Source organism: Couchioplanes caeruleus (assembly GCF_023499255.1).
GTDB classification, from domain to species: domain Bacteria; phylum Actinomycetota; class Actinomycetes; order Mycobacteriales; family Micromonosporaceae; genus Actinoplanes; species Actinoplanes caeruleus_A.
Map to the genome: position 1 here is coordinate 8398911 of NZ_CP092183.1, position 22116 is coordinate 8421026.

18 protein-coding genes and 1 tRNA gene are annotated in these 22116 nt (G+C 70.0%); 12 read left to right on the forward strand and 7 right to left on the reverse strand.

Going from position 1 to position 22116, the window contains the following annotated elements; translation table 11 throughout:
- Nucleotides 1-5: 5 nt before the first annotated feature.
- From COUCH_RS38655 to COUCH_RS38665, 3 genes are all read left to right on the forward strand, one after another.
- A complete protein-coding gene (locus COUCH_RS38655; RefSeq protein WP_249610059.1) occupies nt 6-1073 on the forward strand; it encodes an asparaginase in 1068 nt (355 codons plus the stop codon).
- Nucleotides 1066-1536, forward strand: coding sequence for a PPC domain-containing DNA-binding protein (locus tag COUCH_RS38660; protein WP_249610060.1), 471 nt, complete (start codon nt 1066-1068; stop codon nt 1534-1536). Before COUCH_RS38655 ends, COUCH_RS38660 begins: the two co-directional genes overlap by 8 nt.
- A 178-nt stretch (nt 1537-1714) precedes the next feature.
- Nucleotides 1715-3001, forward strand: coding sequence for an XRE family transcriptional regulator (locus COUCH_RS38665; RefSeq protein WP_249610061.1), 1287 nt, complete (start codon nt 1715-1717; stop codon nt 2999-3001).
- Between the two features lie 21 nt (nt 3002-3022).
- Here the strand turns inward: COUCH_RS38665 and COUCH_RS38670 are convergent, their stop codons facing one another.
- Nucleotides 3023-3739: an HAD family hydrolase gene (locus COUCH_RS38670; protein WP_249610062.1), complete on the reverse strand. Its 717-nt coding sequence runs from the start codon at nt 3737-3739 to the stop codon at nt 3023-3025.
- A 1253-nt stretch (nt 3740-4992) separates the two neighbouring features.
- On the opposite strand from COUCH_RS38670, the gene COUCH_RS38675 reads away from it, so the two are divergent.
- From COUCH_RS38675 to COUCH_RS38690, 4 genes are all read left to right on the forward strand, one after another.
- Nucleotides 4993-5847: a replication-relaxation family protein gene (locus COUCH_RS38675; protein ID WP_249610063.1), complete on the forward strand. Its 855-nt coding sequence runs from the start codon at nt 4993-4995 to the stop codon at nt 5845-5847.
- Nucleotides 5848-6406: 559 nt separating this feature from the next.
- Nucleotides 6407-7213, forward strand: a complete 807-nt coding sequence (locus COUCH_RS38680; RefSeq protein WP_430641025.1) for a DUF2637 domain-containing protein — start codon at nt 6407-6409, stop codon at nt 7211-7213.
- A 5-nt stretch (nt 7214-7218) separates the two neighbouring features.
- Nucleotides 7219-7776, forward strand: coding sequence for a hypothetical protein (locus tag COUCH_RS38685; RefSeq protein ID WP_249610065.1), 558 nt, complete (start codon nt 7219-7221; stop codon nt 7774-7776).
- A gap of 472 nt (nt 7777-8248) precedes the next feature.
- Nucleotides 8249-9904 (forward strand): recombinase family protein, encoded by a 1656-nt coding sequence (locus tag COUCH_RS38690; RefSeq protein ID WP_249610066.1) that lies wholly within the window; start codon nt 8249-8251, stop codon nt 9902-9904.
- Here COUCH_RS38690 and COUCH_RS38695 read toward each other — a convergent pair.
- A tRNA-Lys gene (locus COUCH_RS38695) sits at nt 9879-9950 on the reverse strand. The genes COUCH_RS38690 and COUCH_RS38695 overlap by 26 nt on opposite strands.
- A 412-nt stretch (nt 9951-10362) precedes the next feature.
- Here COUCH_RS38695 and COUCH_RS38700 point away from each other — a divergent pair.
- Nucleotides 10363-12363: a hypothetical protein gene (locus tag COUCH_RS38700; RefSeq protein ID WP_249610067.1), complete on the forward strand. Its 2001-nt coding sequence runs from the start codon at nt 10363-10365 to the stop codon at nt 12361-12363.
- 54 nt (nt 12364-12417) lie between these two features.
- On the opposite strand, the gene COUCH_RS38705 is transcribed toward COUCH_RS38700, so the two are convergent.
- From COUCH_RS38705 to COUCH_RS38720, 4 genes are read right to left on the reverse strand one after another with little or no spacing between them, the layout of a single operon-like run.
- Nucleotides 12418-13461: an ABC transporter substrate-binding protein gene (locus tag COUCH_RS38705; RefSeq protein ID WP_249610068.1), complete on the reverse strand. Its 1044-nt coding sequence runs from the start codon at nt 13459-13461 to the stop codon at nt 12418-12420.
- A 19-nt stretch (nt 13462-13480) separates the two neighbouring features.
- Nucleotides 13481-14314, reverse strand: a complete 834-nt coding sequence (locus tag COUCH_RS38710; RefSeq protein ID WP_249610069.1) for an ABC transporter permease — start codon at nt 14312-14314, stop codon at nt 13481-13483.
- Nucleotides 14311-15087, reverse strand: a complete 777-nt coding sequence (locus COUCH_RS38715; protein ID WP_249610070.1) for an ABC transporter ATP-binding protein — start codon at nt 15085-15087, stop codon at nt 14311-14313. Before COUCH_RS38715 ends, COUCH_RS38710 begins: the two co-directional genes overlap by 4 nt.
- On the reverse strand, nt 15084-16010 hold the full coding sequence (locus COUCH_RS38720) for a DUF6282 family protein (protein WP_249610071.1): 927 nt from the start codon (nt 16008-16010) through the stop codon (nt 15084-15086). Before COUCH_RS38720 ends, COUCH_RS38715 begins: the two co-directional genes overlap by 4 nt.
- A 144-nt stretch (nt 16011-16154) precedes the next feature.
- Between COUCH_RS38720 and COUCH_RS38725 the strand changes: the two genes are divergently transcribed.
- From COUCH_RS38725 to COUCH_RS38740, 4 genes are all read left to right on the forward strand, one after another.
- The gene (locus COUCH_RS38725; RefSeq protein WP_249610072.1) at nt 16155-18461 is read left to right on the forward strand and encodes a SpoIIE family protein phosphatase; all 2307 of its coding nucleotides are present in this window, start codon (nt 16155-16157) and stop codon (nt 18459-18461) included.
- A 114-nt stretch (nt 18462-18575) separates the two neighbouring features.
- Nucleotides 18576-19151, forward strand: coding sequence for a hypothetical protein (locus tag COUCH_RS38730; RefSeq protein WP_249610073.1), 576 nt, complete (start codon nt 18576-18578; stop codon nt 19149-19151).
- Between the two features lie 48 nt (nt 19152-19199).
- Nucleotides 19200-19805, forward strand: coding sequence for an NADPH-dependent FMN reductase (locus COUCH_RS38735; RefSeq protein WP_249610074.1), 606 nt, complete (start codon nt 19200-19202; stop codon nt 19803-19805).
- 25 nt (nt 19806-19830) lie between these two features.
- Nucleotides 19831-21225, forward strand: a complete 1395-nt coding sequence (locus COUCH_RS38740; RefSeq protein WP_249610075.1) for an FAD-binding oxidoreductase — start codon at nt 19831-19833, stop codon at nt 21223-21225.
- Between the two features lie 51 nt (nt 21226-21276).
- On the opposite strand, the gene COUCH_RS38745 is transcribed toward COUCH_RS38740, so the two are convergent.
- Nucleotides 21277-22059: a hypothetical protein gene (locus COUCH_RS38745; protein WP_249610076.1), complete on the reverse strand. Its 783-nt coding sequence runs from the start codon at nt 22057-22059 to the stop codon at nt 21277-21279.
- Between the last annotated feature and the right edge of the window lie 57 nt (nt 22060-22116).

Sequence of the window (22116 nt, forward strand, 5' to 3'; positions counted from 1 at the left end):
CTGAGATGCCCAAGCCACGCCGAGTCCTGGTGGTCAGCCTGGGCGGCACGATCACGATGACGGCCGCGGCGAGTGGCGGTGTCGTACCCGCTCTTGCCGCACAGGACCTGCTGGCGGCAGTTCCGGGACTTGCGGACCTCGACGTCACCGTCGAGACGGCCGACTTCCGGCGTTTGCCCGGGGCGTCGCTGTCCCTGGCGGACGTCACGGCGCTGTCCCTGTTGGTGCGCCAGCGCCTCGCCGACGGTGTCGACGGCGTCGTCGTGGTGCAGGGCACGGACACCATCGAAGAGACCGCCTACCTGCTCGACCTGTACCACGCCGGGCCGCAGCCGGTCGTCGTCACCGGCGCAATGCGCAACCCGACCTTGGCCGGGGCCGACGGACCAGCGAATCTGCTCGCCGCCGTCCAAACCGCCGCCAGTCAGACCGCCTGCGGCCTGGGCTGTCTGGTCGTGTTCGCCGACGAGATCCACGCTGCCCGGCGCGTTCGCAAGACCCACTCGACGGCCGGGTCCACGTTCCAATCCCCGAACGGTGGACCGCTCGGCTACCTGGTCGAAGGCCAGCCTCGCCTGGTCAACCGGCTCGGCGCTCGCCACGTCGTCCCGCTGCCCGGCGACGGGCCGCGCCCCCGGGTGGTACTGGTGACGATCAGCCTCGGCGACGACGGTGTCCTGCTCGACGGCCTCGCTGACCGGACCGACGGTGTGGTGATCGCCGGGTTCGGCGTGGGCCACGTCCCACAGGATCTCGTGCCCGCGCTGACGGACCTCGCCGACCGGATTCCGGTCGTGCTGGCCAGCCGGACTGGCGCCGGACCGGTACTGACCACGACCTACGGCTTCCCCGGCTCGGAACGGGATCTGCTGAGCCGAGGGCTCATCCCAGCCGGATTCCTCGACGCCTACAAGGCCCGCATCCTGCTGAACGCGTTACTTGCCGCCGGAGCCGATCAGAAGACGGTCACCGCGGCGATCACCGCAGCCGGCGGCTGCGGCGACCCCGAGGCATGGCCATGGGCGACCGGCACCGACAGCGCGGCGGCGAAGCCGGAGGTTCAAGGTGCGTAGTCAGCAGGTCGACATCGGCCGCAGCTTCGTCGTGGTGTTCGACCACGGCGACGACTTCTTCACCGCCCTCGCCGAGTTCTGCCGCGAAAACAACGTCCGGCACGGGATCATCCCCACCTTCATCGCCGGATTCTCGCAGGTCGAGGTCGTCGGCACCTGCGCGAAACTCGACAACCCGCAGGCCCCGGTCTGGTCCGCCGTCCACCTGAGCAACGTCGAGGCCCTCGGCGGTGGCACCATCGCCTACGACGAAACCGAGCAGCGGATCCTGCCGCACATTCACGTGTCCGTCGGGCTCAAGGAGCACAGCGCCACCGCGCACACCAGCCACCTGCTCTCGGCCACCGTCCAGTTCCTCACCGAGATGTACTTCGTCGAGGTCTCCCGGCCGGCACTGCACCGAGAGCGCGATCCCCACCTCTACGACGTCCCGCTCCTGCGTTTCGACACTGCCGAAAATTGAGGAGCGACAATCTCCTGGGTCGGCTCAAGGAGCCACGCACCCGAGACCTGCCGCGCCAATCGACCACCGGCAGATAGGCCATCATGGGGTGGGCGGTATGAGGCGCCACCCTGCGCCAGGCCATAGCCACCCGAAGATCCCATCGGCTGCTTTCCGACGTGCGGAGGATGGTGCCACGGTGAACCAAGGCAAGCCGGAGCCCAATTCGCTATTGATGCAGGCGCGACGTCGGCGGCCGTCTCCGTCCGGGTCAGGGCGGCCGATGTCGCGGCAGGAACTCGCCGAGGCCATCAACCTCTACCTCTGGCACCACCACCAGATCGTCCACCAGTGGGACGAGACAGACATCGGCCGACTGGAGCGCGGCGAGAATCGCTGGCCCGGCAGACGACGCCGGGAAGCATTCCGCGCGGTCCTGCATGTGGCAGCCGACCATGAGATCGGCTTCTACATCAGGCGCTCATCAACCGCCACATCCGATGCCACGGCGGTCGACCAACTCGTCCTGGCGCAGCTGGAGCCGTCCGCCGAGGAACTTCTGCACGGGAGCGGCGTGGGACGCGGCGAATGGAGCAGTTTCGCCCTGGTGACCAGCATGCTGGCCCAGCAGCGGCAGGCAGTCCCGCCCTCGGCCTTGCTGAGTCTCGTTGAAGCGCACCGCGACTGTCTGCTGACGCTGTACCGCAAGGCAGGCTCCGACTCGATCAAAGCTGATATCGGCGCCATGCTCGGCGAGGCATCGATCGTCGCGAGCCGACTATGGAGCGCACAGGGCAACCACGCCATGGCTCTCGCCCACTGCGGCTACGCCCGCACGCTCGCCGACCGGTCTGGGGACGTCCGCCTCGCCGCTGTCGCCCGGATCTTCGAAAGCAACCTGCACTCCGGCGCATCCACGCTGATTCACGCCGACGGCGACATCATGACCGGACTCCGCCTACTCGACGAGGCCAGCGCCGCCGGCCCGCAGTTGACGGCGGCAGCGCGAGCGAGAATCGCCGCGGAACAAGCCCAGGCGTACGCAGCCCTGCGCCTCCCGCGCCAGACCAAGGCCGCCCTCGACCAGGCACGACAGCATGCCGCCGCGATCACCGACGACGACCGCACTGGACTGTTCAGCGATTGGAACACCACCCGCGTCCAGGTCTACGAAGGCACCTGCCACCTACTGCTTGACGAACCCACAGTCGCCATCGAACACCTTGAACACGCCGCCGCCACCCTCGGCCAGGACGAAGGCAATCTCAACGTCGCCCTCGCCGCCCGTGTCGACCTCGCCGCCGCCTACGGACTCACCGGTCAACTCGACGCCGCATGCACCACCCTCGGCGACGCCTATGAACAGCTACGCCGCATCGGAAACCTTCGTGGAATCGCCCGCGCCCAGCGAGCCCGCGAAAGCCTCAACCCCTGGAACAAGGAACCGGTGGTACGCGAAATGGATCAGCGCATCGCCGCAGCCTGAGTCACGAAAAGTCGGTTTTACTCAATCAGTCGATGTGAGGCCGGCGATCGTCGACACAAGCAAGTCAGGGTCCAATCGGTCGAACACCGCGTCCGGCCCGTAGCCAGCCAGTTCCTCCCGGCTGGCCCGGTGAGCAACCACCACAGCCCGGAACCCCGCGTTCCGGGCGCAGGCGATGTCGTTCGGCGCGTCCCCCACGACGACGGTCCGCGCCGGAAGCAGCGGCGTGCCGTACTTGTCGCGGTAGCGACGCGCCACGACCGCCGTCAGCTGGAAGCGGTCCCGATCATCCGATCCGTACGCGCCGATGTCGAGGTCCAACTCGTCGCCCACACCCAGCGAAGCGACCTTGACCTCGGCCGCGTGCCGCAGGTTCCCGGTCAGCACCGTCTGCACGAAACCACGCCGGTGCAACGCGGCGATGCTCTCGACGACCCCGGGATACGGCGGCTGAACCCGGGCCAGCTCGTCGCGGCCGGCATCCATGACCTCAGCCAAGACCGTGCCGAACCGAGCCACACCGGCTTCCGCGTCCGCGGCGTTGATGCCGGAAGCGACGGCGGTGTCGACCACGATCGACTCGTCGGTGTAGCCGTGAACCTTCTTCTCCGGAAATGTCACAGCCGACTCATCGATCCCGTACGTCCGAGCGATAGCACGCCGCAACCAGCGAAGATCAGCCGGAATCAGCGTGCCATCGACGTCCCACACCACCACGCCTGCATCCCGACCGTCCACCAAGCCATCGTGCCACGGCAGACGGAGACCCGGGCACTGGATCTCATCGGTCTTCACAAGCCGCGGCTGATGAGGGGCCGGCGGATGGTGGAACTGGACAACATCCTGCCGAGTTCGTGACCGCACCGCTTGCGTGATCAGGGTGCTGCGCGCGCCGCTAGACCTTGAATCTCGCATTGTGAGACGCGGGCAAGTTTCTCCGAACGAATTTCGGGGCCCATTTTCGTCTCGCCCGGAACCGGCGAGTCTCGACGGGTGTCGGCGAGTCCGGATGGCTGCTCTTGAGTCCACGCGGGTGATGATCTTGGCGCTGGAACCGGCATTGACCCCAGAAGGTTGATCTTGCCTACTGGGGTGGCAATCCCGTGTGGCTGATCTACATGTCCGCCATTGGTTCGTACCGTAGGCGGCGCTCCCGATGGGCGCCGGCTCGCGGGTGACGGGCTGCGGACGCGGTGGATCGGTTTGACGATCCGGGCGCCCTGGCTGGCCATTGGGCGGACCTTCGATGTTGTCGAGGGTACCGACGCCGGCTGGGCCTCGTCCCGGCTTGTCCAGCGCACCGCTGCCACGAGAACGCGTCCAGCGAAGGCGTCGATCCGCGCCGCCTCGCCGGACGCGTCGCTCTTCGGCTCCGAGCGGCTGACACCCGACCTGCTGCATAAAGCCGTGCGGCCCCGCCGCCTCCAGGTCTGGATCTTGAGCCAGCTCCGGCGGTGGCGAGCCGAGGCGCGGCTGCCCCGATCGTTCTCTCCGGTGCGCCGGGTGAGCGTGTTCCTTGACAACACCACAGTGATCCCATGCACGCGCCTTCGTGTGCCGCCCGGTCGGGCGTAACCCGACAGGCTCCCGCCTGCCCAGCCAAGACCGGCCTCCGAACGACACGAGCGGCCCACCACCGGATCGCTCGACGTCTCCACCCCACCTGATCTCATCGAGGAGTCTCGTGTTCTACCCCTCTGCATCGACGCATTCCTCCCACTACCCCGGCGGTGTTCCTGATGCCGCCGCTCACCTCGGCGATGGCGGTGACAGATCCCTGCTTGCCGTCCTGTCGCCGGTCCGTTCGCCGGTCCTGCTTGGTGTCCGTGTTCAGACGGACCCCCGAACGGACCCCGCCCCGGGTCTCACAGCCCAGGTCAACCCGTCTGTCAGCATCTCCGGCTCGGATGCGACTGACTGTCGTCAATTCTTTCCCCCAGGCGGATTCATACCGGTCACCCCAGCTTCCCTCGCTGTTGTCGGGGGTGTCGGTGGCTAGTTCCCTGCTGCGGGTGCAGTCCCAGCTGACCACCCGAGACCTGGTCCTGCTCGGCTGGCTGGCCGACCACCGGCTCCTGACCACCTTCCAGATCGCAACCGCCTTGTTCCCGTCCCTGGACTACGCGCAGGAACGACTCCGCACCCTGTACCGGCTGGCGGTGATCGACCGGTTCCGGCCGCAACGCCCCGACGGCGGCTCCTACCCGTACCACTACGTCCTCGCCCAGCTCGGCGACGACGTCGTCGCCGCGCAACGCGGCGACGACCTACCGCGCCGGGACCGGGCACGACGACGACGGGAACACCTGACCAGCCGGGCGAACCTCCCGCACCTGCTCGGCGTCAACACCTTCTTCACCGACCTGGCCGGACACGCCCGCACCCACCCCCACGCGGACTTGGTCCGGTGGTGGTCAGCCGCGAGGTGTCAACAGATGGGGGCGTTCGCCGACGACGGCGACGACATCCACGTCCGGACCTACACCCCGACCTCACGCCCAGACGGACACGGCATCTACACCGAGCACGGCCACCGCGTCGCGTTCTTCCTGGAGTACGACACCGGCACCGAACGGCCCCTGTCCCGGCTCGTCGACAAACTCGACGGCTACCACGCCCAGGCCGACAACACCGGCCGCGTATGGCCGGTGTTGTTCTGGCTGCCTTCCACCGAACGCGAAGCCCACCTACACCACGCCCTCGCCCGCGACGGCACCCGCTACCCGGTCGCGACCGCCGCCCGCGACCAACCCGGCCACCACAACCCCGCCGGAGCCATCTGGTGGATCCACGGCCTGCCCGGACGACGGCTGCACCTCGCCGAACTCAGCCCGGACACGCCGTGACCAGCGGGAGCCGGACGAACGGCAGCCGAGCCAATCGCCGTCGGGCCGCGTTGTCACCGGCGAACGCACCGACGCCGCCCCGAACCAAGCCCTGACCGGAGTCACGCCGAACGGTCTGTCACGAAAGACCTCCGGTCACCGGTAGCCGGTGAACGCCCGCTGACAGAGCGCGACATCTGTCAGCGCGCCGGAACCGCCCGCGTTGACAGATCCGGACGCTATCCTGCCCGCCCTCTCGACCATTCCGCCCTGCCCGTCCCGCAGCCCATGCAGCCGCTACTGGATGTCGCGGCTGCGGTCCGTCCCCGTCGACACGCGACCGATCTCCGTTCCCGCCAGCCCGAAAGGCCCAGCACCGAATGACCATCCATCAGCACCTGCGTCCCGAACATCGCCGGTCCCCGACGACCGGCGATCCTGACCGCCACTACCGTCCGCGCGCGTCCCGCAAAGCCACGTCCCGGTCCCGACCGTGGGAGGTGATCCCGTAACAGCCGGACACCCCAAGGACCGCACGGTCCGCGACAACCGCGCCGAGGGTTTCGTCCAAATCCTCATCATGCTCGCCATCGGCACCGCCGCCGGCGCGGCCAGCTTCACCCACGTCCACAACGTCGCCGCCAGCCACGGCCAGCCGGGCTGGCTCGCCTGGGCCGACGCGATCGTCCTGGAGCTGATGTCGATCGCCTCCGGCCTGGAACTACGCCGCCGCCGACGTACCGCAGCACCAACCACATTCCCCGCCACAGTCCTCGGCTGCGCCGTCACGCTGTCGCTGACTGCCCAGGTCGTCGAGGCCGAACCCTCACCGATCGGCTGGACCGCTGCAGCCGTACCGGCACTGGGTTTCCTGGTCATGGTCAAAGTCGCACTCGGCCACACCACCGCCCAGCCGGCCCAGGCACCCCGCCAGGCAGCGTCCCCGCCGGACCACGCCCCCGCCGTCCCGGTGACCTCCCGAGACGGTCCCACCGCGGTCACCACGACGGGGCCGGCGAACGCCGACAGAACGGACCGGGACCGGCATCCCTCGCCGGTCCGGCGACGGTCCGGGGGACGGACTGGCGGACCGTCCGCCGATCCCGACCACGACGGCATGCGGACGCTGCTTCCCGCAGCACGGTCCGTCCGCGATCAGCTTGCCGCCGACGGGCAGCCCCTGACCCGGAGCGCGTTGGCCCACCACCTGCGAGTCGCGGGAGCCAGCGTCTCCAACTCCAAGATCTCCACGCTCCTGAAGATCCTCAAATCCGAACAGGAGCCACCACCCACGCGGCAACACCAGGACCGTGAGCCGCATCAGGTGGTCTCAGACCCGCGTCGGCCGCTTGATCACGCTGACCCGAATCCACAGGAAAGGAGGTGAAATCTATGGATAAGACAACAACGGCATCTACGTCGACCGGCCTGGCCGGGGATCCAGAGTCCTACTGGTTCTCCAGTCAATGGCTGCGCGGCTCCCGGCACCTCGCCGTGCGCAGCGCTCCCGTGATCGCGGTGGTTCAGGAACTGGCCACCATCCTGCGCGATGAGCAGACCCCGGCGCCGCAGGCACTTCTCGCCCTGCGGCGCGCAGTCCGGCTGCTCGCGGTACTCGCCGGCGGTACTCGCGACGAGAACCGGCGAAGCGAGGACTACCGGCGGAACATCGACATCGACATCGACGTCGAACGCCGCCGGCTGCTCGACCTCGAGGACGTCGCACAGTCGGTGACTTCGACACGGTTCGCGGCAGCCTGGCTACGCGGTACCCCCGCAGAGGCCATCCGCACCGCACCGGTCATCGCCATCGTGGACGACCTGCTCGACGACCTGACCGGCGTGGCGCCGGCAGCCGAGGTCTACCTCAGCCTGCATCACGCCGTACAGGTGCTCAGCGTCTTCGCTCGCGAAGGCCAGCACGAACCCGACAACCGTCCGACACGGTAGCCCGCCACCCGAACGAAAGGGTCACCAAAGGTCGTCCCTTCATGCCACGTAAACGTCGACACGACAGCGCCGATATGCGCAAGAAAGGAAATCTTATGAACCAAGGACACCAACCCCCGCAGCCATTCACGTGTTTCGGAGGAACGTGGCCACAAAGCCCGACCACGAAAACGACGTCCGGAGCTATCCTGACGATCCGCGACCCGGTACCGCCGGATCGATAACCGATGGTGCGCACCAATCCCGAACCGATACCAAGGCAACAACGAGAATACCGATGCGGATCGCGCGCATCGACACGATCACGATGACCGCCGAGGAACGCGACAACGCCGCCGAAGCCCTCGCCGTGCTCTACCGGCACTACCAACGCGACCACCCCGACATCGCCGCCTAACCAGACACGGTGGCGGTCCCCACCCACAGGTGGGGGCCGCCACCACGGCAGCCCGACCATGAAGGACCCACCCGTATGACAAGCACCGAGGCTGCACGAGCAGAGAGGCCGACCGCACCGAAACGCCGGGGGCGCCGCGCCCACCAGCCCACGGTCACCGCCACCGAGGCCGGCGGCCCGGTCCGGGTCGCGGTATACGTGCGGCGCTCCACCGACGACGAGCATCAGCCGTTCTCCCTCGACGCGCAACGCGCCGCCCTTAACAAGTACATTCACGCCCAACCCGGCTGGATCATCGTCGCCGAATACGAAGACGACGCCTCCGGCGCCACCACCGCCCGCCCCGGCCTACAGAAAGCCCTCGACGCAGCCAACGCCGGACTCTACGACGTCCTGATCGTCTACCGCATCGACCGATTCAGCCGCAGCGTCGCCGACATGCTTGACCTCATCACCACCCTCGAAAACGCCAACGTGCGATTCACCTCCGCCACCGAACCCATCGACACCGGCGGCCCCTTCGGTCGCATGATGCTCCAATTGCTGGCCGTCTTCGCCGAATTCGAGCGGAATATCATCATCGACCGCGTCAAGAGTGGGATGACCGCGAAAGCCGCCAAAGGAAAATGGGCCGGCGGCACCCGCCCCTACGGCTACCTCGTCACCCCCGACACCCACGTCCTGGCACCCCACCCCGATGAGGCACCCACGCTGCGCGAGATCTTCCACCTTTACACCCGCCAACGCCTCGGCACCCGCGCCATCGCCACCGCCTTGAACGAGCGCGGCATCGTCTCCCGCATCGGCAAGACCTGGTCCGGGCACACCATCAACCGCATCCTCGACAACCCCGCCTACATCGGCGCCATCGCCTACCGCGACATCTACGTCCCCAACGCCCACGAACCCCTGATCGACGAAGACACGTTCCGCCGCGCCCGCGACATCGCCGCCGCCCGCGGCGACAACCAAACCCAGAGAGCGATGAGCGACTCCGACTACTACCTCACCGGCCTGATCACCTGCCCCGACTGCGGACAGCGTTACCTCGGCACCTCCGCCAACGGCCGAACCCGCCGCTATCGCTACTACACCTGCTACACCCAAACCCGGTACGGCAAAGCCAGCACCTGCCACGCCCCACGGCTACGCGCAGACGAAATCGACGAACTCATCCTCCGGGCCCTCTACGACTTCTACGCCAACACCGACGCCGTCCTCACCGACATGATCAACCGAGTCCAGGCGCACCATCAGGCGTCGGCCGGGGATGGAGACGCGGAACTCGCCGCACTCACCACCCAGATCGCCACTGGCCAAGCCGCGATCACCCGGTATCACACGGCGTTCGAGAACGGCACCATGGACGACGCGACCGCCGGACCCCGCATCCGTGAACTCCGGCACCGGCTCACCCAGCTACAAGCCCGACAGGCGCAACTCGCCGCCGAACTGGACCGCCGGCCCGCCCCGCCGCCACCCGGCACCATCGCCCGCATCCGCGAACACCTGACCGAGATCATGAACCGCGGCAGCGTCACCGAGCGCAAGGCCGCCATCGAAACCCTCATCCACGAGGTCCAACTCACCCCGCAAGGCGCCGTACCCGTATTCAAGATCCCCACGGACACGACGATGCCCCCACCCGAAATGGATGAGGGCACGCGTCATGAACAACCGACGGTTCGCACAATGGTGCGGTCGGTGGGCCGCCAGGGACTCGAACCCTGAACCTATGGATTAAAAGTCCACAGCTCTGCCATTGAGCTAGCGGCCCGCGCGATCAGGTTACCCGACAGCGCCGCCCGAGGCGGAGCAGCGGGCAGCCGGGGGACGGAGAGAGAGAAACCGCAGATCAGTACCGTTAGCTCGAGCCCGTTCGCAGGCCGAGGTCAATTCGGCGAGAACCCCGTCGGCGGTTGCGGACGGCCGTCGAGGTGCAGCTACCCCGTCGACCTCGGCCGGGGTGAGCGGCTGTGGGACAGCCACACCGACCTCCTCGACCGCTTCCACCTCGAATCGGTGCCGAGTCCCAGCGGGATCACTCACCTCCTGTTCCGGAGGAAGTGACACAACCGTTACGACGCTCCGGGAGCGTCTCGTCCGTTCGACCGAGTTCCCCTCGGTGATCTTCGATATATGGTCGCGCAGGACATCGACACCGATGTCCCGTGTCATGGGGGATCTCAATGCGTCATCGAAGGCTCGGCGCCGCCACCGCGCTGGCCGCACTCGCCGGTTCCACTGTGCTCGCCGCCGCGGGTGCCACACCGGCGCAGGCCGATTCCGGCAAGGTGCTGCCCATCAAGTCCGTCGGGGATCTGGTCGTCGACCGTACCCATCAGCGGGTCTTCGTCAGCGATCCGACCGGCGGGAAGATCGTCGAGACCACGTACGACGGAACGTTCGTCGCCTCCGTGAGCGGCCTGCCCCGGGTGACCGGGCTGGCGCTCTCCCCCGACGGCGACAAGGTCTACGGCGCTCTGGAGTCGAGCCGGGCGGTCGTCGCCCTCTCGGCCGCCACCCTCACCGGGCCCGTCCGGTACGACCTGGGCGCGGGCGTCTACCCGGTGTCGCTGGAGAACGTGGCCGGCAAGCTGTGGTTCAGCTACGACGACTACGGCCGGGATCCGCTCATCGGCTCGGACGGCAACATCGGCTCCCTCGATCTCAGCGGCGCGGAACCGGTGGTGGCGCTGGAGCAGGATTCCACCGGCGGCCTCGGCCTCTGGTCCGGCGCGCCTCTGCTGACGTCGGGGCCGGGCGACAGCGGGCTGCTTGCCGCCTTCGACCCGGGCACCTCCAGCGGGATCATCGCCGTCTACAACGTGTCCGGCGGCACCTTCACGCGGACCGCGGAGAACTCGGTGGGCGGCGGTTGCACCCGGGCCGTGGCGTTCACGCCGGACGGGAGCCAGGTGATTGCCGCCGACTATTCCGCGGTCACCGTCGCGGACACCGCCGATCTGAAACCGGCCGGTTCCTATCCGCTCGACGGCGGCTGGGCCAGGGCTGTGGCCGTCGCATCCGACGGGATGGTGGCGACGGGCGGGACGGCCGTACGCGTCTTCGCGCCCGGCCGGACCACGCCGGTCCGCAAGTACGCTCTCCCGCACACCGACCCGGCCACCACGGGCTACGACGAGGTGGCCGACCGGGCGCTCGCCTGGGAGCCGGACGGCAACCGGCTGTTCGCCGTCACCGACAACTACTCGGAGATCCACTACCTGCGGGTCTACACCGAGCCGAAGAAGTCTCTGCCGGCGCTCAAGCTCTCCGGCCCCGGGTCGGCGACGCGGGCGAAGCCGATCACCATCACCGGCACGCTGACCGCGTCGGTCCCGCTGCCGGCCGGCACCCCGGTGACCGTCACCCGCACCGACCTGGAGTTCCCGTCCGGCAAGTCGCTGGGCACCAGGACGATCGCGGCCAACGGATCGTTCTCGTTCACCGACACCACGTCGGCCGGCGGCAAGGTGACGTACCGCGTCTCCTTCGCCGGGGACGAGAAGCACTCCGCGGTCACGGCGGCCAAATCCATCTCGGTCTCGCGCAAGGCCACGTTCCTGTCGCTGACCAACAACGGCAAGACCTACGGGTACGGCAAGACGGTCAAGTTCACGGCGCACCTCGGTGCCACGTACAAGAGCCGTACCGTGGAGATCTGGGCCGACCCGAGCGGGGGCGACCAGCGGCGGCGGCTGCTCAAGCGGGCCCAGGTCAGCAGTACGGGCTACCTCTCGGTGAATCTGCGGCTGTTCCGCAACACCAAGGTGTCGGCCGTCTTCACCGGTGACGCACGGAACGCGCCGAAGACCGTCTCCGCGTCCGTGGGCACCAAGGTCAACGTGTCGCTGAAACTCGCGAAGTACTACAAGAGCGGCAAGATGAGCGGCCAGAAGTACCGCTACTACCACGTACGCACCCAGGCGAAGCTGACCGTCAAGATGACCGCCGCACCGAACGCGCGGAAGTCGTACATCTCGGTGCAGTTCTACTACCAGGGCCGGTGGCGCACCTGGGGCAACGGCTACTTCTCGGTCGGCGAGCCGGCCTACCTCAGCGGCACCGGCTTCGTGGGCTACAAGATGCGGGTCCGCGCGGCGTACCTGAAGGGCAGCTCGCGGGCGGGCGACGACCTGAACACGTCCACCTGGACCCCGTACCAGTATCTGACCTTCACCAACTGAACGAACCGCGGCGGGCCGGACCGGATGGTCCGGCCCGTCGCGGGAGCCAGTCCCCTAGGACCGGGACGGGGACGGCAGCACCCCGGCGATCCACCCGCTCGGCACCATCTCCGCGTACGACGGCGGTGACGGCGCCAGCCCGCTCTCCCGGTGGAACGCCGCGGACGTGGCGTACCCGGTCTCCGAGGGTGCCGGACTCGCCGGGATCTCCGCCTGCAGCACCGGCACCAGCGCTTTCACCGTCGCAGAGTCCATTGTGGTCTGGTACTTCTGCAGCAGCGCCTCGACGGTCGCCGGGTCGCCGTGGATGGTCTGTTCCGCCTTCGCGATGGCCCTGACGAACGCGGTCATCGCGCGGCCCTTCCCGTCGATCACCTTCTGGGTGGTGAAGACGACACCGTGCAGGGCGTTCCGCAGTTCCGGCACGTCACCGCGCGCCGGCGAGATGAAGATGCGGCCGGTGTGCTGCGCCTCGGCCTGCTGGCCGATGGGCTGGAAGAAGGACAGGGCGTCGACCCGGCCCGCTTTCAGCGCGCCGAGGGACGCCGACGGGTCGGCACCCAGGTTCACCGCGGTGACGTCGTGCCGGGGGTCCAGGCCGTACTTCTTCAACAGGTACGTCAGCAGCGCCTCCGTACCGCTGCCCGGTCCCGTGATCCCGATCTTCTTTCCGCGCAGCGCCTCGACGCGGGCCGCGAGCGGCTGCCCGTCGGCCGCCGCCGGGATTCTGCCGCCCGCGATGATGTCCACGTAGTACTCGTCGACGAGGCCGGCGACGAGCCGCGTACCGGCGTTGACCTTCCGGAGGTTGAAGGCGTCGGTCATCACGCCGCCGCCCACGTCGATGCTTCCGGACTGGAGCGCGGCCGCGAGCTTCGCCCCGGTGCCCAGGCGCGGGCGTTCGCCGAGGGTGAGACCTTCGGCCTTGAAGTAGCCCTGGTCCTCGGCGACGAAGATGGGGAAGAACGCCACGGAGTTGCTGATCTGGCCCACGTTGAGCGTCATGGTGTCGCCGGCCGCGGACGATCCGTGGTCGGCGCATGCGGCGAGCATGACAACGAGCGCTGCCGTCGCCGCGAGGCGGTACGGGTGTCGCATGGATTCTCCCGGGGGCGAGTCAGGTGTCGAGGGGCTTCCAGCGGTTGGCGCGGCGGCCGAGCAGGTTGACGATCGCGTTGAGGACGGCCGCGATGACGCTGAGGACGACGAGGGTCGCGAACACGCCGTCGGTGTCGAACGTCGCCGACGAGTTGCTGATCAGATAGCCGAGCCCGCGGTTGGAGGCGACGAGCTCGCCGATGACCGCGCCGATCAGGGCGTACGGGATCGCCACGCGCAACCCCGTCAGCAGCCCGGTCAGCGAGGCGGGCAGCGTGACCTTGAGGGCGATGTCGCGGCGGTTGCCGCCCATCAGGCGTACGGCGTCGGCCAGGGCGGGGTCGACGTCGTGCACGCCGGCGGCCGTGTTGAGGAACACCAGGAAGAACACGGTGACCGCGGCGAGCAAGACCTTCATGTTCGTGCCGATCCCGAACCAGACGATGAACAGCGGGGCCAGCGCGACCTTGGGGATCGAGTACAGCGCCATCACGAACGGGTCGAGGATGTCCCAGATCACCCGGAACGGCGCGATCAGGTACGCGAGCAGCGCCGCCGCCCCCGCCCCCAGCAGGAAGCCGAGCACGATCTCCTGCACGGTGATCCACGTGTTGGTGGCGAGCGTGCCGTCCTGGAGCCACCCGGCGAGGCGGCCGGCGATGCCGCCGGGTGAGCTGACGAACTGCGGGTCCAGCACCGGCCCGGAGAGCAGTTGCCAGGCCACGACGAGCACGACGAGCAGCACGGCCCGCCAGGCCCAGACCACGGCGGTACGCCGGTGCCGCACCCGCCAGCCGCGACCGGCGTGCTCGCGTACGGGTCCCACGCCGGAGGCCGCCGCCGGCGCGCTCACCGCGTACCTTCCTTGAGCGCAGCCGACAACCGCCGGTGGAGGTCGACGAAGCGGGGGTCGACCCGGACCTCGTCGGGGTCGCGCGGCCGGGCCAGGTCGACGGGCTGGTCGAGCACGACCCGGCCGCCCGGGCCGAGGACGACCACCCGGTCGGCCAGGGTGAGCGCCTCCTCGATGTCATGGGTGACGAACACGACGGTCCGGCCGCTGCCCTGCCAGAGGCGCAGCAGTTCGGTCTGCAGTTCCGCGCGCAGTTGCGCGTCGAGCGCGCCGAACGGCTCGTCGAGCAGCAGCGTCTCGGGTTCGCCGCTGAGCAGGCGGGCGAGGCCGGCGCGCCGGCGCATGCCGCCGGACAGCTCGCGCGGGTAGTGCTTCTCGAAGCCCTTGAGGCCGACCAGGTCGATGAGCTCGAGCGCCGCCGCCCGGCGCGACCGCCGGTCGTCCCCGCGCAGCTCGCGGGGCATCTCGACGTTGCGGGTGACGTCACGCCACGGCATCAGGGTGTCGTGCTGGGTGAGGTAGCCGACCTCGGTCCGGGGTCCGGCGACCGGCTCCCCGCGATACGTGATCTCGCCGGCGGACGGGCGGGTCAGCCCGGCGAGCAGGTTCAGCAGCGTGGACTTGCCGCACCCGCTGCGGCCGAGGAGCACGAGGAACTGGCCGGGCTGTACCCGCAGGTCGACGTCGTGCAGGGCCACGATGTCGTCGGCTCCCTTGGGGAACCGTTTGGCCAGGCCCCGCACTTCGAAGGCCGGACCGGTGGCGGCGGTCATGACGATGCGGCGGCGATGTGACGGGTGTTGTCGACCGCCATGCGGCGTACCTCGTCCTCGGTGAAGCCGTTGGCCAGGAGCCGGTCGGCCATCAGCGCGAGCCCGTCCTCGACGGGCGGGTTGAACGGCTGCCCGAGGTCGCTGGAGAGGATCGAGTGGCCGGGGCCGACCCGGCGGATGTGGTCGTACAGCAGTTCCCAGGTGATCTTCCCGCTGTGCGGCGTGGTGAAGCACCGCTCCATGAGTGCGCCGCGTTCGGCCAGGGCGCACTGCACGTCGACCGGTAACTGCTGGGAGGTGAACTCCGGGTGGGTGACGACGATCCGGCGTACGCCCGCCTCCGCCGCCGCCTCGACGACGGCCACGATCTCGGGTCCGGACAGGTGCCCGGTGGCGAGCACCATGTCGTGCCGCGCGATGAGGGTGAGGACCTGCCGCAGCTCCGGTACGACGTCACCGCCGGGGTCGAGCACGTCGATCGCGGACGCCATGATGCCCTGCTCGGCGAGCTCGTCCTGCAGCTGCGCCCACATGGGCGGGGTGGCTCCGGGCGGTGCCTGCGCACGGCTGTCACGCTGGTTGCGGCAGTCCACGGTGGGCAGCCACACGATCCGCGCTCCCTGCCGCCCGGCGATCTCCACCGTGACGGGGTTGAGGCCGCCGACCGACGCGTTGAGCGTGACGGCGCCGAGCACGTCGACCCCGGGCACGGCCGCCCGTACGACTTCCGCGCGCTCGGCCGTGGGCACGTAGTGCGACTTCAGTACGAAGCCGGCGAGCCCCACGTCGGCGAAGCGGCGGGCGAGGGCGACGTCGTCGATGCGGCGCCGCATGACGTCCGGCGCGACGTGGACGTGGGTGTCGTACGCGCCGGCAACGAGCTCGCGGGCGCGGGCCGAGGGGAGCGGGCTGAGCTGAGGCACACCGACCTCCATCGACATCGACCAATCCCGTGCGAATTGTTCACAACCTTGTCGACATATGTCAAGAGAGCCCCGGTTCGAGGGACTGACGTGTGTACTGATGGCGGGGGATGATGACTCCCCCGGCGGCGAGGAGGTGGTCCGGTGCCCGCTGACGCCGGGGCGCTGCCGGGCGCGGACCTGGCGGCGATGCTCGACACCGACCAGCAGGGCTGGGCACTGGCCCGGGCCGTCCGCGACGACGGCCGGATCGTCGACTTCGAGATCGTCTACCTCAATGAGGCCGGAAGCCGCCTGGCCGGGCGCCCGCGCGCCGAGCTGATCGGTGGGCGCTACCGCGAGCTCTGGCCGGAGACGGTCCACGACGGCACGCTGGCCCTGTACTGCGAGGTGGTGGAGACCCGGCGACCGGCGACCCGCACGGTCTACCGCGATCGGCCCGCCCTCTCCGGGCACTTCGAGCTGCGCATCTCCCCGTACGGCGACGGCATCGGCATCCGCTTCGTCGATCTGCGCCAGGTCACCGTGACCCCGCCGTCCGCCGGCGCGAGCCGGCTCTACGACGTGCTCGACGCCGCCTTCGACGGCTTCACCCTGCTCCGGGCGGTACGGGACGACGCCGGCACGATCGTCGACTTCGTCTGCGAGTACGTCAACCAGCTCGGCGCCGAGCTCACCGGGCACACCGTGCCGGACGTCCTCGGCCGCCCGATCAGCGCCGTGTCGCCCGAGAGCTGGGACAACGGGCTCATCGACCGCTACCGGGACGTGGTCGGCAGCGGTGAGCCGTGGCGCGAGCAGGTGGCGTACCCCGAGGCCGGGCAGGTGTGGGAGCTCAGCATCGCCCCGGCCGACGCCGACCGCATCGCCGTGTCGTTCCGCGAGATCACCGACCTGATCGACCAGCAGCGACAGCTGAGCCGGAGCGCCGCCCGCGCCGAGCAGGCCGCCGCCCGCGCGACTGCGCTGCAGACCGTCACCACCGCGCTGGTGTCGGCCAGTACGACCGCCGAGGTGTACGCGGCCATCGGCTCGGTGCTGCGCCCCTCGGCGGGCGGTCAGGGCCTCGCGCTGCTGCTGCGGCACGACGACGACCTGCGCCTGCAGTACCACGCCGGGTACGAGCCCGACGTCGTGGAACGCCTGCTCGTGCTGCCGATGAGCCACCCGTACCCGGCGACCGCCGTGGCGCGGACCGGCCGGCCGGAGTACCTGACCTCGCTCGCCGAGTTCCGGGCCGCGCAGCCCGACCCGGCCGGTGCGGTTCCCGGCGGCGGCCGGCGGGCCTGGGCGTTCCTCCCGCTGGCGGTCGCGGGCGAGGTCCTCGGCACCCTGGTCGTCGGGTACGCCCAGCCGCGCGAGTTCGGCCCCGAGGAGCGCGACACGCTCATGGCGCTGGCCGGGCTGAGCGCTCAGGCCCTGCAGCGCGCGTTGCTGTTCGAGGCGCGTACGTCCATGGCGGCCGCCCTGCAGCAGGCCCTGCTGCCCTCGGTCCTCCCGCGGGTCCCCGGGTTACGTCACGCCGCCCGCTACCTCCCGTGGACGCAGGGCGTCGACGTGGGCGGCGACTGGTACGACATCATCGCGCTCGGCGAGGACGTCGTGGGCGTGGTGATCGGCGACGTCGCCGGGCACAGCACCGCCGCCGCGGCCACCATGGGCCAGGTGCGCAACGCCCTGCGCGCGTACGCGACCGAACGGCACACCCCCACCGCGGTCATGCACCACGCCAACCAACTGCTGCTCGACCTGCACCTCGACGCCCTGGCCACGTGCTGCTACCTCGAGCTGCACCGCGGCGAGGGCACGGTCACCGCGGTCCTCGCCGGTCACCTACCACCCATGCTGCGGACGATCGCCGGCGCGAGGGCCCTCAACCTGCGCCGAGGGTTGCCGCTGGGTGTCTCGCGGAACGCCGTCTACCAGGACACGACGTTCCTGCTGCCGGCCGGGGCCACCCTGCTGCTCTACACCGACGGGCTGGTCGAGGACCGGCGGCACCCCATCGACCAGGGGTTCGAGGAGCTTCGTACGGCCCTCGAGGCGGCGCCGAGCCCCGAGCCGGAGGCCGTGCTCGACCACGTGCTGTCCAGCCGCGTCGGACCCCGCCCGCGCAGCGACGACGTCGCCCTGCTGTGCCTGACGAACGACACCCCGGCGCCGGTTCCACCCACCGCCCGGCGCCGGTTCCGCGGGGAGGCGATCAGCGCCGCGGCCGCGCGCCGGTTCGCCGCCGACGTGCTCGCCGCCTGGTACCAGGAACCGGTCAGCGACGACGCCCTGCCGCTGCTCGGCGAGGCCGTCACCCACGCGATCCAGCACACCGCCGGCGATGTCGTCGTGGAGCTGTGCCTCGACGCCGACCTGCGCGTGACGGTCAGCGGCACCGGCTCCGACGGGCTGCCCGCCGACGCCGAGCTTGCCGGGTTCCACCTGCCCCGCTGCGGTTAGCGTGGGGGGTCCATCCGGGACGTTCGGCCGACGGACCTCCCCGCTACGGACAATTCACTTCACGGCCGGGCGAACTGCGTGGCCGCTGTTGTCCCCGCGTGCCAGGCTCGGATCGTGACAGGCATTCCGTCTCAGCAGACCGGGCGGTACACCGAGGACCAGGCGGTCGCGGGCTGGCGTTCGATGTCCCTGCTCGCCCGCTTCGTCCAGCGTGGGGGACATCCCGCGCCGATCACGCCGACCCTGCCGCTGGAGCCCGGCGAGAAGCAGTACGGCGCCTTCCCCGCCGACGTCTCCGCGTACTTCTCGACCGACGTGGACTACTCCAGCAGCATCTTCGCCAGCGGCGGCTTCTTCTTCACCGGCAGCAGCAGGGAGTCCCGCGGCGGCTGGCGTTCCCAGGGCCGGCAGGCCGTGACGGTCACGAGCCAGCGGCTGGTGCTCGGCGAGGGCGACGGCGACGGCGATCAGGCGTACGAGTTCCGTTCGCTGATCCTCATCCAGCCGAACCCGCTGGACTGGTCCGCGAACCTCTACTTCCAGGGCGCCCAGCCGCTGATGCTGCGCGGCCCGTGGATCCCGTGGATGACAGTGGTCCTCAGCGCCGAGCTGTACGGCTCGCCGTGGCCTCCCGGTGCGGTTCCGGACGTCGAGATCCCAGCCAGGACCCGTTACGAGAGCGCCCGCTGAAACGCCGGGCGCGTCCAGGGGTGACCGCGGGGCCGTAGTCTCGCCGCCATGACCCGCATCCTGCTGCTCTCCGGCAGCACCCGCGAGACGTCTCTGCACACCGCCGCCCTCCGCACGGCCGCCCGCTTCGCCCCGGCCGGCATCACCGCCACCCTGTTCGAGGGGCTGCGGACGCTGCCGGCGTTCGTACCGGGCGACCAGGACCCGCCGGACGTGACCGACCTGCGCCGCCGGGCCGCCGCGGCGGACGCCCTGCTGTTCAGCACCCCCGAGTACGCCGGCTCGCTCCCCGGCTCCCTGAAGAACCTGCTCGACTGGCTGATCGAGGGCGGCGACCTGAACGGCAAGCCCACCGCCTGGCTGTCCGTCTCACCGCCGGCGCAGGACGACGGCGCCCGTACGGCCCTGGAGACGGTCCTGGGCCACGGCAACTCCCGCCTGCTGCGCGCCGCCTGCATCCGCGTCCCGCTCGGCCCCGAGGCGGTCGGCGCGGACGGGCTCATCGCGGACGCCCGGCTGCACATGGCGCTGCTCGACATGCTTCAGGCGCTCGCCCGCATCCTGACCATCCCGCCGCCGCAGGCCGCCCCGACGTGGCAGGCCCAGTCGAGCCTCTACCCGATGGTGCTGCGCCGCCGCGACTCCGGCGCCTGATCCCGGCGGGCCGTAGGGTCGGGACATGCCTTCCTCCTTGACGGCGGCCCTTCCCCACCTCGACTTCGTCACCGACGCGGACGTCCTCGCGTCCCTCAGCCACGACGACGCCGAGTGGGCACCCGTCGGCGCCCCGGCCGCCGCGGTCCGCCCCCGCACGACCGAGGAGGTCCAGGCGATCGTCGCGGAGTGCGCTGCCCGCGGCATCCCCGTGGTGCCCCGCGGCGCCGGCACGGGACTGTCGGGGGGCGCGAACGCGGTCGACGGCTGCCTGGTCCTCGACCTGTCGAAGATGAACCGGATCCTCGAGATCGACCCGGAGAACATGGTCGCGGTGGTCCAGCCCGGGGTGGTCAACGACGACCTCAAGGCGGCCGTGGCCGAGCACGGGCTCTGGTATCCGCCGGACCCGGCGAGCGCCCCCTGGTCCACGATCGGCGGCAACGTGGCCACGAACGCCGGCGGCCTCTGCTGCCTGAAATACGGCGTCACCCGCGACTACGTCCTCGGCCTGCAGGCCGTCGTGGGCGGCCCGGCCGGCGATTACGGTACGGCGGTCCGGCTCGGTCACCGCACCACCAAGGGGGTGGCCGGCTACGACCTGGTCGGGCTGTTCGTCGGCTCCGAGGGGACCCTCGGCGTCGTCACCGAGATCACGTTGCGCCTGCGCCCGGCCCGCGCCGCGACCCCCCGTACGGTCGTCGGCGCCTTCCCCAGCATCGTGGCCGCCGGCGATGCCGTGGCGGCGGCCACCCGCCGGGGTCTGCTGCCCACGGCCCTGGAGCTGCTCGACCGGGCATGCCTGCAAGCGGTCGAGGACTGGAAGCACCTCGGTCTGTCGGCAACCGCGGAAGCCCTGCTGCTCGCGCAGATCGACACCCCGGGCGCGGCCGGCGACCAGGAGGCCGCGTCCCTCGCAGCGGCCTTCCGCGATGCGGGCGCCGAGTGGGCCGAGCAGTCCACGGACGACTTCGAGGCCGAGGCGCTGTTCGCGGCGCGGCGGCTCGCCTATCCGGCCCTGGAACGGCTCGGCCCGGTCCTCACGGAGGACGTCTGCGTACCCCGCTCGAAGGTCCCGCACATGCTCGCCCGCATCGAACAGATCGCCGCCGACCACGACGTGTCCATCGCGACCATCGCCCACGCGGGTGACGGCAACCTGCACCCCATGATCCGTACGCCACCCGACGACGACGCCGCCCGGACAGCAGCCCAGGCAGCGTTCGAGGAGATCCTGACGGAGGCCATCACACACGGCGGTACGGTCACCGGCGAGCACGGGGTGGGCCTGCTGAAGCGGCGCGGCATGCGTCAGGAGCAGGAACCGGGGGTGCTCGCCATGCAGCAGGCGCTGAAGCAGACCCTGGACCCGCTGAACCTCTTCAACCCGGGAAAGGTGACCGGATCCCCGGACGCCTGACCCGTCGTTTGCGCGTCCTCGGGAAGGTGTCGGCCAGAGCCGGCTGGGCTGTCAGTTCCGGTTCACGGTGAGCTCGGAAACCCCGCCCGCGGCATCGATGTCGTACCGGTCCCTCGCCGTCTCCCAGCCCAGCGGCGCAAACACGGTCCCGCCTGCCACACCGGCATGGGTCTGGCCGTCGATGGTCACACTCCCCGCACCGCTGCGAGCCGCCACGCGCACCGGACCGGCGCCGGCCACGTGCACCACCATCTTGCTGGCCCCACCGGTCATCACGACCCGCTGCGTCCCTGCCGCGCCGGGCAGCGAGACCTCGGCCCGGGTCGTGCCCGCGACGAGCTCGACATCCCCGCCGTACGGCCCCCCGGTGAGGTCGACACTCTCGTCGCTGGCTCCGCCGGTCAGCCGAACCCGCCACCGTACGTCCCGAGCCAGCTGAACAGTCACCATCGCCGGACCGGCCTGCCCGCTGTCCCGTAACCCGGCCACCACGGCGTTCCCGTCAGCCTGTACGCCCGGCACAACCTTGGATCCCGCCGGCGTGGCCACCTGGAACAGCGACCCGCCAAGGTCGGCAAGGCTCACCCGCACAACGTCAGCCCCGTCGACCAACTGGAACACAGAGTCCCGTACGCCGTACCCGTCCCCACCGCGAACAACATGGTCATCGGGCGCCGTCGGCGCGGAACCATCAACGGCACGCTCGGGCAGCACATACCCCGGCTGGTGAGCCGGATTGTGGTCCCGCCCGCCGTCGTCGGCGACGGAGCACCCGGCCACCACCAGGACGGCGACCAACGCACCCACCCGCAGTACCCGGACGTCCATGCCCACCTCTGTACCCGACCCCGCCACCCGCTACACGAGCTCCGCCGAGGGCCCCAGAGCCAC